Below are 14489 nucleotides of genomic sequence, written 5' to 3' on the forward strand. Positions count from 1 at the left end.
ACGGTTACCTTAAATGTCTCTGAATCCATTTCAGATGTCCGTATTCTGTTGCTTCCGAAGTCCAGTGTTCGTTAATGGGGGTTATCAGCGCCTCCTTGGGGCAGGTCAATACATTATAAACAATGTAGCTGGTAGTAGGAGGGCATGTATTGTCATTATACCCCCATGTCATATAGACCGGCACCTTGATGCGCCGGGCAAAGTTGACCACATCATAATAGGCCATAGTACGGATTTTCGCAGGTGTATCCATATCCTGATAACGCTTGAAAAAATGAGGATAACCTCCGGCACGTCCTGCCTTATATCCTGCCATGTCACTCAATGCCGGATGATTTGCCACACAAGCCGTTACACGCTTATCCAGTCCAGCCGTTACCAGTGCCAGTGCCCCGCCTTGGCTTCCGCCTTGTACGATAACATTCTTCCCGTCCCAGTCGGGCAAAGAAGTGAGGTAATCGATGGCACGCACACATGCCATGTAGACTTTCTTCATATAATAATTCTCGCGGTCATCAATACCGAACGTCAGGTAATCGCCGAAAGCCGCCGATATCTCCTTAAACTCTTTGCCGGTCATTTTCGGATTCAGTCCATGAATCTCCATTTCCATACGGATGCATCCTTCTTCGGCATAATAAATATGACGCCCAGGCTCTTTAATGGTCTTTACTCCCGCACCCGGAGGACAAAGTACCACGGGATATTTGCCCGAAGCCTTGGGACGGGTCAGATAACCATATACATACGAACCGGGACGGAAACATTGCAACTTGACCAGAAAACATTCGGTCGTTTCCGAAGCATATTCGGGAGCTGGCTCTATGGTATATTCCATCGGACACCTGGCAGCCTCAGCCAAATTCTTTTCCCAAAACGCGTCGAAGTCATCAGGGAGCTGTGTATAAGGCTGCAATTTTTCAGGAGAGAATCCCACCTTTACATGATGTCTGTAGGTCTGCCTGTCTATGATTGCCGTAAGCCGGCAATCCAGGAATCCGGGCTGATTCATCGTACCCAACTGAATGACGGCACGTCCGTTTTTCAGCACAACCTTTCCGCTACGGTGTGCCGGCATCATATCCTCTCCCAGCTCATAAGCCACTTCTATTCCATCCTGAGGGATACCATATTTATAAAACTGCACCTCCACCTTTGCCTGCTCGCCCACTTGATAAAGCCAGTCGGGATGGTCGGGTACCGTTACCCACAGCACATCACTACGATAGGGATAATTTTCCGCAAAAAGAGGTGTGACCGCCCATACAAGCAAACACATCCATACAGAGATAAACCAATTTTTCGTATTCATCATTTTACATTTATACACAATAAAAGCGCAAAAGAAAGTATGTTTTCTTAACCACACACTTTCTTTTGCGCCTTAACCTTTCATTTATACTCGCAATTATCAAACATAAGTTTCTAGGAATTTCACCTGTCCTTCCGGTTTTACCGAAAGCTTCTGGGTAGTAGCCGGGAACAATACCGACTCGCCTGCCTGAAGCGAAAGTTGGTTGCCCTCATTGTCGGTCACACTACAAGCCCCTTCCATACAGATATAAATCACAAACGAGTCAAGCTCGCTATAATCCATTTCCATCGGTTCGGTCAAGTCGTACACCGTAGTGGTGAAATAAGGACACGCCACCAGTTCTACCGGTTCGTTCTGCTTCGGCGTGTAATGCGTACGGTAATCTTCATTCACCGTATAGTCGATGGCATCTTTCGAAAGCTCGGTATGCAGTTCGCGCGTATTGCCGTTCTTGTCCTTACGGTTGAAATCATAAATACGGTAAGTAATGTTCGAAGTCTCCTGGATTTCGGCGATAAAACATCCGGCTCCGATGCTATGGATACGTCCGGCAGGCAAGAAGAACACATCACCCGGCTGAACCGCATAGTCGGCAAGCGCGTCACAAATAGTATTGTCGGCAATCATCTGCGCATACTCTTCGGGCGTAATCTGCTTTGACAAGCCCGAACGCAAATGGGCTTTTCCGCCATCGTTGCCGATAACATACCACATCTCGGTCTTGCCCAGCGACTGATGACGTTTCATCGCCAGTTCGTCATCCGGATGCACCTGAATAGACAAGTCCTGGCAAGCATCGATAAACTTGATAAGTAAAGGGAATTTGCCGTTGAAACGTTTGTAATTGCTCTCCCCTACCAGAGCCGCTTTATATTCATCTACCATCTGTGTAAGGTTTTTCCCTGCGTCAGCACCGTTTGCCACCACAGACTCATCACCCGGAACGTCCGAGATTTCCCAACTTTCTCCTACTTGCTCTTGCTGGATATCAAGGTGTTTGAACGGAATGATTTTCTCTCCTCCCCAAATGGTCGATTTTAAAATCGGTTTAAACTTTAATGGATACATAGAACTAAAAGATTAGGTTAATTTATTACTACGGCAAAGGTAAGAAAACTTATGGAATTGCGAAATACATTCGGATGGTTTTACAGGACAAACGCACCAGATAACTGACCTTTCTGCAAGATTAATAATCTTGCACGCGTAAGATTAATAATCTTACAGCCGGAAGATTAATAATCTTACCAACCATGCACTTATCTGCATTTATCCGCGCAACTATATATAGCACGCAATGTATATAGTTGCGCCCTGCTCCGCAAGTAACTGCATCACACAAAATCAACCGAGACTTTTGCCCGCCATAAGGCTATGCACAAGTTATCAACAGTTATGAACAGCCTGTTAATAACTTGTGCATAACAGAAGAAACGGTTAAGAAGCTGTTTTGAATTTATCGTGCGATGATTTGGGATGAGTTTTTGAGGCATTTTCGCTTCTGTGATGAGGAAGATAGCGGGCTATCTGACGAAGAACAGGAGCGAAAAGGACCAAAAAATCGCCCAAAGCACACACGAAAACGGATACATCAAGCCAAGAAAAACTTTTTGGAGAAATTCAAAATAGCTTCTAATAAAGTCCCAGCAGATGCAGGATGGTAGGAGCCAGCAAGGCGGTCAGAATACCGTTCAATGTCAGCCCCAGACTGGCGTATGCACCGTATTTGCCGCTTATTTCCATTGCCCGCGAAGTGCCTACGGCATGCGAAGCCGTACCCATCGACAAGCCTTGTGCGATAGGGCTTCCTACATGCCCCACCTGCAACACCTTAAATCCACAGATGGCACCAAACAGCCCTACTACAATCACTACGGCTGCGGTCAAGGAAGGAATGCCGCCTACGGCGTTCGACACTTCCATGGCAATCGGTGTCGTAACCGACTTCGGAGCCAAAGACATGATCACCTCGGGCGAAGCCCCCATCACCTTGGCAATAACCGTTACGGCAACCAGCCCTACCACACAACCCGCCAACTGGGAAATGAGAATCGGCATAAGCTGTTTCTTTATCATTTTCAACTGCAAATACAAGGGAACCCCCAATGCCACCACGGCAGGCTTCAGCCAAAACTCGACCAGCGATCCTGCCTCGGAATAAGTCTCGTAAGAAACGTCCGTACATTGCAAAAAGCATATCAGCAATGCGATAGCCAACAGGATGGGATTCAGAATGAGCCATCCCGTCTTCTTCTGTATCACTTTCGAAAGAAAATAAAACCCGAAAGTAATGGCAAGCAAAAAGAACTTATTTGTGAAAAAATCCATATTTTCTGACGATTTGATGTACCCAACCTGTAACGACCAATACCAGTACTGTGCTGACCAGCGTAGCAACGACTATGGGCCAGAACTGCGCCCGGATAATATCGAAATAAAGCATTAACGCAACTCCCGAAGGAACAAAAAAGAAACCCAGGTTTGCAACCAAGAAATTGCTCAGCCCCTGTACCCATTCCAGCTTAATCCATCCCAGCTGCAAGAACAACGTGAGCAGAAGCATCCCGATGATACTCGAAGGCAGGTGGATTCCCGTGAGGTAAACTACCAGTTCCCCCAGCGCAAGGCATCCAAATAAAATTGAACACTGACGAACCATATCCTAAAAACTTTAACTATTGAAAACGGACGCAAAGGTAAACATTCTGGTGTTATCTTGTACAGAAACGGGCTTTTTTATTTTTCCTGCTGTCAAACATATTAAAATTCTCTACTTCTTCCGAAAAAAAAAGCCGTCTTTGCAAACTTGATATTACAAAAAAACGTATTTTTGCAGTGCGGTATGAGAAAAGCGTTATCGCACACAACAAAAAGAATCACATATTAAAAATATACAAATCTATGGATTTAATTAGTCAAATTGTTGAACGCGCAAAAGCGAACAAACAGCACATTGTGCTTCCGGAAGGAACAGAAGAACGTACGTTGAAAGCTGCCAATCAGATATTGACAGATGGTGTGGCCGACCTGACTTTGTTGGGCAATCCCGATGAAATCATGGCACTCGCAAAAGAATGGGGTTTGGGTAACATCCATAAAGCTACCATCATCGATCCCGAAACCAGCCCGAAAAAAGAAGCATACGCACAATTATTGTGCGAACTGCGGAAGAAAAAGGGCTTGACCATCGAAGAAGCCCGCAAACTGGTGCTCGACCCGCTGTATTACGGCTGCCTGATGATTAAGGCAGGTGATGCCGACGGCCAGCTTGCCGGAGCCCGCAACACGACCGGCAATGTATTGCGTCCGGCATTGCAAATTATCAAGACTGCTCCGGGCATCACGTGTGTATCCGGTGCCATGCTCTTATTGACTCACGCCCCCGAATGTGGCGACAATGGTGTAATCGTTATGGGTGACGTAGCCGTTACTCCGGTTCCCGATGCAGGCCAATTGGCACAGATTGCTGTCTGCACCGCCCGCACTGCTAAAGCCGTTGCAGGTATCGAACCACGCGTAGCCATGCTGAGTTTCTCCACCAAGGGGTCGGCTAAACACGAAGTGGTAGACAAAGTGGTAGAAGCGCTGAAGATTGCCAAGGAAATGGATCCGGCACTGAAGATTGACGGAGAAATGCAGGCAGACGCCGCTTTGGTTCCGAGAATCGGACAGAGCAAGGCTCCGGGTTCGGAAATCGCCGGATATGCCAATGTACTGGTAGTACCCAGCCTGGAAGTAGGTAACATTTCTTACAAGCTGGTAGAACGCTTAGGACATGCCACTGCGGTAGGTCCGATTCTTCAGGGTATCGCCCGTCCGGTCAATGACCTGTCGCGCGGCTGCTGCATTGACGATGTATACAAGATGATTGCCATCACAGCCAACCAGGCTATTGCGGCGAAAGCACAAGAATAACCATGTCCTAACTATAAAAATAACAAATCAACTATATATGAAAGTATTAGTACTCAATTGCGGCAGTTCATCCATCAAGTACAAATTGTATGAAATGACTACCAAACAAGTCCTCGCACAAGGCGGCATCGAAAAAATAGGTTTGCCGGGGTCTTTCCTGAAATTGACCTTGCCGAACGGTGAAAAGAAAATCATCGAGAAAGATGTGCCCGAACATACCACCGGCGTGCAGTTCATCTTCGACACCCTGACCAGCCCCAAATATGGAGCCGTGAAGAGCCTGCACGAAATCAATGCCGTAGGCCATCGCGTATTGCACGGAGGAACCAAGTTCAGTGGTTCTGTACTGATTGATGATGCCGTAATCGCCGCCGTAGAAGAATGTTGCGACCTGGGTCCGCTCCATAATCCAGCCAACCTGAAAGGTATTTATGCCGTACAGCAATTATTACCCGAAGTTCCACAAGTAGCCGTATTCGATACAGCTTTCCACCAGACGATGCCCGATTACGCTTACCTGTATGCCATCCCTTACCGCTATTTTGAAAAATACGGTATCCGCCGTTATGGTTTCCACGGCACTTCTCACCGCTACGTATCAAAACGCGTATGCGAATTTTTGGGAATCCCGCAAGAGGGAAGCCGTATCATCACCTGCCATATCGGAAACGGAGGTTCTATTGCTGCCGTAAAAGACGGGAAATGTATTGATACCAGTATGGGACTGACCCCATTGGAAGGCTTGATGATGGGTACACGCAGCGGCGACATAGATGGAGGTGCCATCACTTACATCATGAAAAAGGAAGGACTTACCCCCGATGAAATGTCTACATTGCTGAACAAGAAGAGCGGTGTATTGGGCATGTTCGAAAAATCGAGTGATATGCGCGAACTGGAAGCTGCCGTACAAAATGGCGAAGAACGTGCTATTCTGACCGAAAAGATGTATTTCTACCGTATCACCAAATACATTGGTGCATACGCAGCAGCCATGAACGGCGTGGATGTCATTCTTTTCACAGGCGGTGTAGGCGAAAACCAGTCGAGTGCACGTGCTGCTGTCTGCAAGAACCTGGAATACCTGGGTGTGAAAATCGATGATGAAAGAAACAAGGTGCGCGGCGAAGAAGCCATCATATCTACCGATGACTCGAAAGTGAAAGTCGTAGTTATCCCGACCGATGAAGAGCTGACCATTGCAACCGACACGATGAACATCCTGAACGAACGCAATTAAGTAAATAATCATTAAATAGGTTTATAAAAGGGCATCCCCGTAAGTCGCTTTTCATTATCTTTGCACGGGCAGAGACAAAAAGCGGCTTCTGGGGATGTCTTTTTTTGTCCTCCCTCATCCAAGAACTTAAACACATAGAATATGAAAAAAAAAGTTGTAACATTCGGTGAGATCATGCTCCGTCTTACCACTCCCGACAATCTTCGCATACAACAAAGCCATGATTTTCTGGTCAACTATGGAGGAAGTGAGGCCAATGTTGCCATTTCCATTGCCAATTTCGGAGGAGAAGTGGAATTCATAACCCGCCTGCCCGACAATGCACTGGGAGATACCTGCCTGTCCGAACTGCGTTCGCACAACATTGGAACAGGACATGTACTGACGGGAGGCAACCGCTTAGGAACATATTATATGGAGAAAGCAGCCGCCATGCGTAATTCAAAAGTGATATATGACCGCGAACATTCGGCTTTCTCAGAACTGAAACCCGGCATGATAAACTGGCGTGATGCATTCAAAGACGCTTCCATCTTCCACTGGTCGGGCATCGATGCGGCTCTTACACCGGGACTTGCCGATGTATGTAAAGAAGCCATTGACACAGCCAAGGAAATGGGACTGACCATTTCGTATGATATCAATTACCGTAAAAACCTGTGGAACTACGGGAAAAACGCACAGGAAGTATTGCGTCCCCTGATGGTTTCGAGCGACATCATGTTCGGAAGCGAAGGAGAGTATGCTTTGGTTACAGGACTGAAAGCACCGGGATTCAAAGCCACACGCAATGGAGAAGCATACGACCTGGAAGCCTACGAAGCTTTCTGCAAAGGCATCAGTGAACAGATTCCCAACTGCAAATACATCTACATTGCCCTGCGCAACGTCATCAGCTCGGTACACCATACCTTTGCCGGCATCCTTTATTCGCACGGCACTATGAAACATACCCGTGTGTTCGACATTGATGAAGTGGTAGATTGCGTTGGTGTAGGCGATGCTTTCTGCGGTGCCATGCTGTATGCCCAACACGCTTTTGAAGATGAACAGAAGCGCGTAGACTTTTCTACGGCGGCCTCTGTACTGAAAAATACCATTGCAGGCGACTACAATATGGTGAAAGTTGCCGAAGTGGAAGGCTTGCTCGCCAAACACGAAAACGGTGAAGTGGCAAGATAAATCAGTTGACAAGGTAACAAGGGAACAAGGGAACAAGGTAACGAGGGAACAAGGTGACGAGGGAACTAGGTGACAAGGTTTCAAAAACTTGGGTTGAAGTATGCAACACTATTCAAAACCTCGTCCCCTTGTTACCTCGTCACCTTGTCACCTTGTCAAATCGTCACCTTGTTACCTGACTTCCGTCTCTCCTTCGATGAACTGTTCCATAAAAAGATTCTCACCATCGAATACGGCATACGAGAACTCGGATATCCAATCGCCCAGAATCAGGAGACGCGATGTGCGGCTCAACATCAGGTCGAGCATGATGTGGCGATGGCCAAAAATAAAATAATTGATATCAGGATGCGTTTTCAGGTATTTCTTTGTAAACAACACCAACGGTTCTTTATCTTCACCCATATAAGGAGGCTCTTTCCCCTCTTCCCGCTTCTGGCGACTATGCTTCGCCCACTCCAGTCCCAGTTCTACACTCCAGCGCGGATGCAACATCGAGAACATACGTTGTAAAGTATGACTATGAAACATCATCCGGAGCAAATGAAACTTACGGTCATTATCGCCCAGCCCGTCGCCATGAGCCAGGAAGAACTCCTTTCCGTAAATCTCGCACGTCTGCGGTTCCCGGTGCAGAATCACTCCGCATTCTTTCTCCAGATAATCACCACACCAGATATCGTGGTTTCCGATGAAGAAATGCACTTCCACTCCCCGGTCGGTCAATTCAGACAATTTGCCCAAGAAACGGGTATATCCCTTAGGCACAACCAGCTTGAATTCGTACCAAAAGTCGAACATATCCCCCAAGAGATACACAGCCGAAGCCCGTTCCTTAATACTGTCGAGGAAATTGACCAAACGGCGTTCCTGAGTGCGGCTATGCGCAATAGCCCGCGAGCCTAAATGCGCATCCGACAAAAAATATACATTCTTCATCGCATCCATCATTACCTGTTTTTATAAAAATCCTAACTCCAGTTTTGCTTCTTCGCTCATCATGTCCTTGTCCCATTCCGGCTCGAAGACCAGATTGATCTGGGCTGCTTTCACCCCCTCTACCGACTCTATCTTCTGCCGGATATCTTCCATGATGAACTCGGCGGCGGGACAATTGGGAGCCGTAAGCGTCATATCCACCACCACTTCTCCGTCATCCTGAAGGTCAATCTTGTAAATCAGTCCCAAATCGTACACATTGACCGGAATCTCAGGGTCGTAAACGGTTTTCAACATATCCACAATCCGCTCTTCTATCTTCAATTTTTCAGTATTATCCATATCCTTCTTTCTTTTTACTGTTTGCGACAAATATACGACAAAAAAGTGAAATAAGCCGCAGAAGAAAGAGCGAAAGTTAAAGACAGCATTCCAATGCATACCCATTTTTCGTTTCCGAAATGTTTGTCCGTTTCATCGGATTGACTTACCTTTGAATGCAAAAAGATACGAGATTATGAAAAAGACCGATAGATTTATCTTGCTCTGCCTCCTATTCGCCTTCTTTTGTATCGGGGGAACCCTTGCCGGACATGCCGAACCCGACTCGCTTACCCATCACCCGATACACCACCAGATAGGTTTCGATATCCGCCCGGGATATGTATTGCCTACCAAAAGTTTTTTTGAAGGCGAAAATGCACAAGGAAAACCTATCAACACCGTACTTTCGGCACATCTGAAATATGCCTTCCGATTCGATAAAGACTCGTATTTGGGAAAACTCTATCCGCATGCCTATCAGGGCATCGGCATAGCATATACTTCTTTTTTCAACCCTTCGGAACTGGGAAACCCCGTCAGTGTATATGTGTTCCAAGGTTCACAAATAGCCCGGCTCACCCCTCACCTGACACTAGACTACGAATGGAACTTCGGAGCCTCATTCGGATGGAAAAAGTATAACGAGACAAGCAACCCGTACAACGATGTGGTAGGTTCGAAAATCAATGCTTACCTGAATGCCGGCATCTACCTGAACTGGCAACTCGCCCCACAATGGCATCTGACCGCAGGGATAGAAACCACACATTATTCAAACGGGAACAGCAATTACCCCAATTCGGGTGTCAACACCGTAGGAGGACGTATCGGACTGGTACGTACTTTCGGAGCTGAAAAAACAAACCCCAAAACTCACCCGCAAGAAAAAGCTCTCCTACAAGGTTCCCCATTCAGTTATGACATTATTTTATACGGAGCCACCCGGCGCAGAGGCATCATCTGGCCCGACGAGCGATACCTTGTACCCGGCTCGTTCGGGGTAATCGGGTTCAACTTCAATCCACTCTACCGGGTCAACAGGTATTTCCGTGCCGGCATCTCGCTGGATGCACAATACGACGAAAGCGCCAACCTGAAAAACCATGTAGCCGGAACCGAACATGACACCAACCAAAAACAATTCTACCGCCCATCTTTCCGCGAACAGTTTGCCGTAGGACTTTCCCTGCGTGCCGAACTGACCATGCCGATATTCAGCATCAACCTCGGTATAGGACGCAACCTTATCTACAAAGGAGAAGACACCAAAGGATTTTACCAGATTCTTGCCCTGAAAACATTCGTCACACGCCGCGTCTTCCTACATGTGGGATATCAACTGAGCAACTTCCGCGACCCCAACAACCTGATGCTGGGACTGGGCTACCGGTTTTAATCATTTCAAGTTCATCCATTTGCCACGTTCAAGCCGGACAAGGAAGATAAATCCGCGGAAACATAATTCGATACACATGGCAAGCCATACGCCTTTCAAGCCCATCGACGGAGCCAGCGATGCCGCCAGCGTAAGACGCACCGCCCAAATGCTGAAAAAATTCATCAGACACGGAATAATGGTGCTGCCGGCTCCTACAAAGACACCGTAAGCCACTATTGCCGCGGCAAACATCGGTTCGGCAAAAGCCTCGATACGCAATGCCATTACGCCCAGTTCCAGCACTTCGGCATCGGGCGTCATCGTACCTATAATCAACGGGGCAGCCACATACATGATTACCCCCATGATGCCCATTACCGTCATGCCCATTCCTACCGTGATGCGGGCAAAACGCCGTGTCAAGTCTCTACGCCCGGCACCCATGCTCTGCCCTACCAGAGTAGTAGCAGCATCTGCTATACCATAACCCGGCATGTAGCACAAGCTCTCTGCCGTTATAGCAAACGAATTAGCCGCTATGGCGAATACTCCCAAAGGTGCCACAATAACCGTAGTAAGAATCTGTGCGCCGCAAATCACTGCGTGCTCAATGCCCATCGGCCCCCCGATACGGGCAGCCTTTTTCAATACAGCCGATGTAGGACGAAAACGTCCCTTTTCGTGCATCAGCCCCAATTCGGAAGAACGGGTCACCAGAAACCATAACATCAGACCTGCCACAACCAGTTCGGCAAGCCCCGTCCCCAAAGCAGCTCCTGCCACCCCCCATCCGGCACCAGGCATAAACACTTCCATCCCAAACAGAGAAATGTGACGGGAAGGGAAAATAAGAAAATAATTGAACACCACATCCAGCATACACATCAGCACGTTCAGCATACTGGGTACACGCATATTTCCACTACAACGCAACATGCCTCCCGTCAGGAAACACAACTGCATCATGGGAAGGAAAGCCGCATAAATCAGGAAATAAACCGAAGCATCGTGATTGATGACCTCTTCACCGCCCAACCAATAGGGCAAGGCACCGCTGATACCCATGCCGATACTTGCCAGAAGAATACTGAATAACGACACAGCCACAAGGGACTGGCGCAACACCTGGCGTGCTTCCTTAAACTTCCCTCCACCAATGCAATGCGCCACCTGTACGGCAAAACCGGTAGATGCCGCACTACACAAGCCCGAAAACAACCACGTAGAAGTGGATACCAGCCCGATGGATGCCGAGGCATTGGCACCCAGGCTGCCCACCATGGCAGCATCGATGTATTGCATCACAATAGACGACAACTGGGCTACCATCGCCGGTATACTCAGCTGAACCGTAAGCAGAAGTTGCTGGCGAAGGCTCATCGGACGACCTTCACGTATCAGTACCAATAAATCGTTTTTTCCGAAATTCATAGAGTGCAGTTTATTCCGCGTGCAAAGATACACCAAATTCGGATAACAAACTTACCCGAATTACGGATAAAAGTAATTTCGATACATCACTCCGTAAAACGGGTATAAAAGGATTGCAGATAAAAGTCTATCTTTGCGTCCCGTAACAGATGCAAGAAAACAATGAAAGAAACATTAGACATCAAGACCGTACACCAATGCAACTGCTGCCTGGGATGCAAAACCTTGCACCCACAAGCCAGCGTCATCCGCCTGGACAATGCGAATGTGACACAACAGGCTATCCGATTTGATTTCTATACCGTCTTGCTGATAGAAAACGGTATGGAAGAGGAATGCTGTTGCGGACGGAAATATTACGATTTCTCCACCGCCACCATGGTCTTCTTGCCTCCCCAACACTCGTTTGGCATCAATGACAAGCACGTACTTCCGACACAAGGATGGCTGCTTGCTTTCCATCCCGACTTGCTTTACAACACTACGCTCGAACATAGCCTCGGGCATTATTCGTTTTTCGCCTACCGGAAAGAGGAAGCCCTGCACCTCTCCCTGCGCGAGAAAAACAAAATCGTGACATGCCTTCAAGAAACGGAAGAAGAACTGCGCCACCCCATCGACCGGTTCAGCCGCACGCTTATCTCGCACTACATCGAACTGTTACTGGATTATTGCACGCGTTATTACGAACGGCAGTTCATTACCCGCGAAGATAAAAACAAAGCTCTGTTACGCCACATGGACAGGATACTGGATAATTATATCACATCAGACCAACTGAAACACGGCATATTGCCCACCCCCGACTATTGTGCAGAACAACTGAAGCTGTCTGTGGCATATTTCAACGACCTGCTACGATTCGAGACCGGAAAAAACCTGCACGAGTATTTCCAGCTGAAACGTCTGGATACCGCCAGAAAGATGCTTCTGGCAAATACCGATAGCGTAGCGGCGATAGCTTCCCGACTGGGCTTCCCTACTCTCCAGCAGTTCAATTTCATCTTCAAGAAAATCACCGGTCTTGCCCCTAACGAGTACCGTCTGGCACAGAACTGAATGGATATTTCACCGCAGAGGACACAGAGTCTTTTAAATTTACGATTTGACTATTTACTAAATGAATATCCGCATTTTGCCCCTACATGGGATGTTTGCGGGATTCAATATTTACGATTTTAGAAACGGTTTTGAATTATCGTGCGATGATTGGGGATGAGTTTTTGAGGCATTTCCGCTTCTGTGATGAGGAAGATAGCGGGCTATCTGACGAAGAACAGAAGCGGAAAGGACAAAAAAATCGCCCAAAGCACACACGAAAACGGAAACATCAAGACGAGAAAAACTTTTTGGAGAAATTCAAAACAGTTTCTTAGAAGCTGTTTTGAATTTATCGTGTGATGATTTGGGATGAGTTTTTGAGGCATTTCCGCTTGTGTGATGAGGAAGATAGCGGGCTATCTGACGAAGAACAGGAGCGAAAAGGACCAAAAAATCGCCCAAAGCACACACGAAAACGGATACATCAAGCCAAGAAAAACTTTTTGGAGAAATTCAAAACAGCTTCTTAGTTTACTTCGTAAATCGAAAAACAGTAATTATACATTCTCTGCGGTGAAAACATCACTTGCGGAAAGGCGGCTTCACGACTTGTGCTTTCAGCTTCCGCCCGCGGTTGTCCAGATAGATTTCCGTACCGGGTTTCGAGAAAGCGGTTTGTACATAGCCCAAACCGATACCTATCTTGCGAGTAGGCGACATGGTGCCCGAAGTGACATGTCCGATTTCATTTCCATCGGCATCCGCCAACTTATAGCCGTGGCGCGGGATGCCGCGGTCTACCATCTCAAAACCTACCAGCTTGCGGGCAACACCTTCGGCTTTCTGCTTTTCGAGTGCTGCACGATTGGGGAAATCCTTGCCTTCTACAAACTTTGTAATCCACCCCAGTCCGGCTTCGAGGGGCGATGTGGTATCATCGATGTCATTGCCGTACAGACAGAAACCCATCTCTAAGCGCAATGTGTCGCGTGCGCCCAATCCGGCAGGCTTGATGCCGAACTCGGCTCCAGCCTCGAAAATAGCGTCCCAAATGTGTATCGCATCTTGCGGATAGAAATAAAGTTCGAAGCCTCCGGCTCCGGTATAGCCAGTATTCGAGAGAATCACTTGCGGTACCCCGGCAAAATCGCCCACACAGAAATGATAATAGGGTATCTCTGCCAGATTTACCGAGGTCAGTTTCTGCAACACAGACAAAGCTTTCGGTCCCTGTATGGCAAGTTGTGCCATACGGTCGGAAGCGTTTTCCAGTTCAGCACCGGCACGGTTGTGCGATACACACCAGTCCCAGTCTTTCCCGATGTTGGCGGCATTTACCACCAGCATATACTTTTCCGGCTCATAGCAATACACCAGCAAGTCATCGACGATCCCCCCGGTTTCATTGGGAAAGCACGTATATTGTACCTTACCCGGCGTGAGCACAGCCGCATTGTTCGAAGTAATATCTTGAATAAACTGGAGCGCATAAGGACCTTTCACCCAAAATTCGCCCATGTGTGAGACGTCGAACACGCCCACGGCGTTGCACACCGTAAGATGTTCGTCAATGATTCCAGAATATTCGATAGGCATATTGTAGCCCGCAAATTCGTGCATCTTTGCGCCAAGCGCGATGTGTTTCTCTGTAAATGGAGTTGTTTTCATCTGTTTTTCATGTTAAGGTTTATTATTAAGGTCATCACCACAGATTAACCGATTTT

General features: G+C 47.5%; 16 protein-coding genes. 8 read left to right on the forward strand and 8 right to left on the reverse strand.

Annotation, left to right across the window (positions count from 1 at the left end; translation table 11 throughout):
* Positions 1 to 4: 4 nt before the first annotated feature.
* Both B5G04_RS10255 and B5G04_RS10260 read right to left on the reverse strand, forming a co-directional pair.
* Positions 5 to 1279, reverse strand: a complete 1275-nt coding sequence (locus B5G04_RS10255; RefSeq protein ID WP_239414080.1) for an acetylxylan esterase — start codon at positions 1277 to 1279, stop codon at positions 5 to 7.
* Positions 1280 to 1411: 132 nt separating this feature from the next.
* Positions 1412 to 2383 carry a type I phosphomannose isomerase catalytic subunit gene (locus tag B5G04_RS10260; protein WP_022039625.1) on the reverse strand — a complete coding sequence of 324 codons (972 nt, stop codon included), beginning with the start codon at positions 2381 to 2383 and terminating at the stop codon, positions 1412 to 1414.
* Positions 2384 to 2781: 398 nt separating this feature from the next.
* Here B5G04_RS10260 and B5G04_RS19825 point away from each other — a divergent pair, with 398 nt between their 5' ends.
* Complete coding sequence (locus B5G04_RS19825) at positions 2782 to 2979, forward strand: hypothetical protein (RefSeq protein ID WP_158098063.1); 198 nt, start codon at positions 2782 to 2784, stop codon at positions 2977 to 2979.
* On the opposite strand, the gene B5G04_RS10265 is transcribed toward B5G04_RS19825, so the two are convergent.
* On the reverse strand, positions 2948 to 3643 hold the full coding sequence (locus tag B5G04_RS10265) for an LrgB family protein (RefSeq protein WP_022039626.1): 696 nt from the start codon (positions 3641 to 3643) through the stop codon (positions 2948 to 2950). The two genes, B5G04_RS19825 and B5G04_RS10265, sit on opposite strands and share 32 nt — an antisense overlap.
* On the reverse strand, positions 3624 to 3974 hold the full coding sequence (locus B5G04_RS10270; protein WP_087209248.1) for a CidA/LrgA family protein: 351 nt from the start codon (positions 3972 to 3974) through the stop codon (positions 3624 to 3626). The genes B5G04_RS10265 and B5G04_RS10270 overlap by 20 nt, the downstream gene beginning before the upstream one ends.
* A gap of 242 nt (positions 3975 to 4216) precedes the next feature.
* Between B5G04_RS10270 and pta the strand changes: the two genes are divergently transcribed.
* From pta to B5G04_RS10285, 3 genes are all read left to right on the forward strand, one after another.
* The gene (pta, locus tag B5G04_RS10275) at positions 4217 to 5230 is read left to right on the forward strand and encodes a phosphate acetyltransferase (RefSeq protein ID WP_022039628.1); all 1014 of its coding nucleotides are present in this window, start codon (positions 4217 to 4219) and stop codon (positions 5228 to 5230) included.
* 37 nt (positions 5231 to 5267) lie between these two features.
* On the forward strand, positions 5268 to 6470 hold the full coding sequence (locus B5G04_RS10280) for an acetate kinase (RefSeq protein WP_087209251.1): 1203 nt from the start codon (positions 5268 to 5270) through the stop codon (positions 6468 to 6470).
* Positions 6471 to 6611: 141 nt separating this feature from the next.
* Positions 6612 to 7652: a sugar kinase gene (locus B5G04_RS10285; RefSeq protein ID WP_087397029.1), complete on the forward strand. Its 1041-nt coding sequence runs from the start codon at positions 6612 to 6614 to the stop codon at positions 7650 to 7652.
* A 171-nt stretch (positions 7653 to 7823) separates the two neighbouring features.
* On the opposite strand, the gene B5G04_RS10290 is transcribed toward B5G04_RS10285, so the two are convergent.
* Positions 7824 to 8591 carry a UDP-2,3-diacylglucosamine diphosphatase gene (locus B5G04_RS10290; RefSeq protein ID WP_087209279.1) on the reverse strand — a complete coding sequence of 256 codons (768 nt, stop codon included), beginning with the start codon at positions 8589 to 8591 and terminating at the stop codon, positions 7824 to 7826.
* 21 nt (positions 8592 to 8612) lie between these two features.
* On the reverse strand, positions 8613 to 8933 hold the full coding sequence (locus tag B5G04_RS10295) for an iron-sulfur cluster assembly protein (protein WP_022039632.1): 321 nt from the start codon (positions 8931 to 8933) through the stop codon (positions 8613 to 8615).
* A 175-nt stretch (positions 8934 to 9108) separates the two neighbouring features.
* Here B5G04_RS10295 and B5G04_RS10300 point away from each other — a divergent pair, with 175 nt between their 5' ends.
* On the forward strand, positions 9109 to 10311 hold the full coding sequence (locus tag B5G04_RS10300; RefSeq protein WP_087397031.1) for an acyloxyacyl hydrolase: 1203 nt from the start codon (positions 9109 to 9111) through the stop codon (positions 10309 to 10311).
* Here the strand turns inward: B5G04_RS10300 and B5G04_RS10305 are convergent, their stop codons facing one another.
* The gene (locus tag B5G04_RS10305; protein WP_087250121.1) at positions 10312 to 11724 is read right to left on the reverse strand and encodes an MATE family efflux transporter; all 1413 of its coding nucleotides are present in this window, start codon (positions 11722 to 11724) and stop codon (positions 10312 to 10314) included.
* A 162-nt stretch (positions 11725 to 11886) separates the two neighbouring features.
* On the opposite strand from B5G04_RS10305, the gene B5G04_RS10310 reads away from it, so the two are divergent.
* The 3 genes from B5G04_RS10310 (at position 11887) to B5G04_RS19835 (ending at position 13295) form a co-directional block, all read left to right on the forward strand.
* A complete protein-coding gene (locus tag B5G04_RS10310) occupies positions 11887 to 12783 on the forward strand; it encodes a helix-turn-helix domain-containing protein (protein WP_087209256.1) in 897 nt (298 codons plus the stop codon).
* A 146-nt stretch (positions 12784 to 12929) separates the two neighbouring features.
* On the forward strand, positions 12930 to 13100 hold the full coding sequence (locus B5G04_RS19830; protein ID WP_158100084.1) for a hypothetical protein: 171 nt from the start codon (positions 12930 to 12932) through the stop codon (positions 13098 to 13100).
* A gap of 24 nt (positions 13101 to 13124) precedes the next feature.
* Positions 13125 to 13295 carry a hypothetical protein gene (locus B5G04_RS19835; RefSeq protein ID WP_158100085.1) on the forward strand — a complete coding sequence of 57 codons (171 nt, stop codon included), beginning with the start codon at positions 13125 to 13127 and terminating at the stop codon, positions 13293 to 13295.
* Between the two features lie 52 nt (positions 13296 to 13347).
* Here B5G04_RS19835 and gcvT read toward each other — a convergent pair whose 3' ends face one another.
* A complete protein-coding gene (gene gcvT / locus B5G04_RS10315; protein ID WP_087250118.1) occupies positions 13348 to 14433 on the reverse strand; it encodes a glycine cleavage system aminomethyltransferase GcvT in 1086 nt (361 codons plus the stop codon).
* Between the last annotated feature and the right edge of the window lie 56 nt (positions 14434 to 14489).

The sequence above is a fragment of the Bacteroides sp. An51A genome (assembly GCF_002161565.1).
GTDB classification, from domain to species: Bacteria; Bacteroidota; Bacteroidia; order Bacteroidales; family Bacteroidaceae; genus Phocaeicola; species Phocaeicola intestinalis.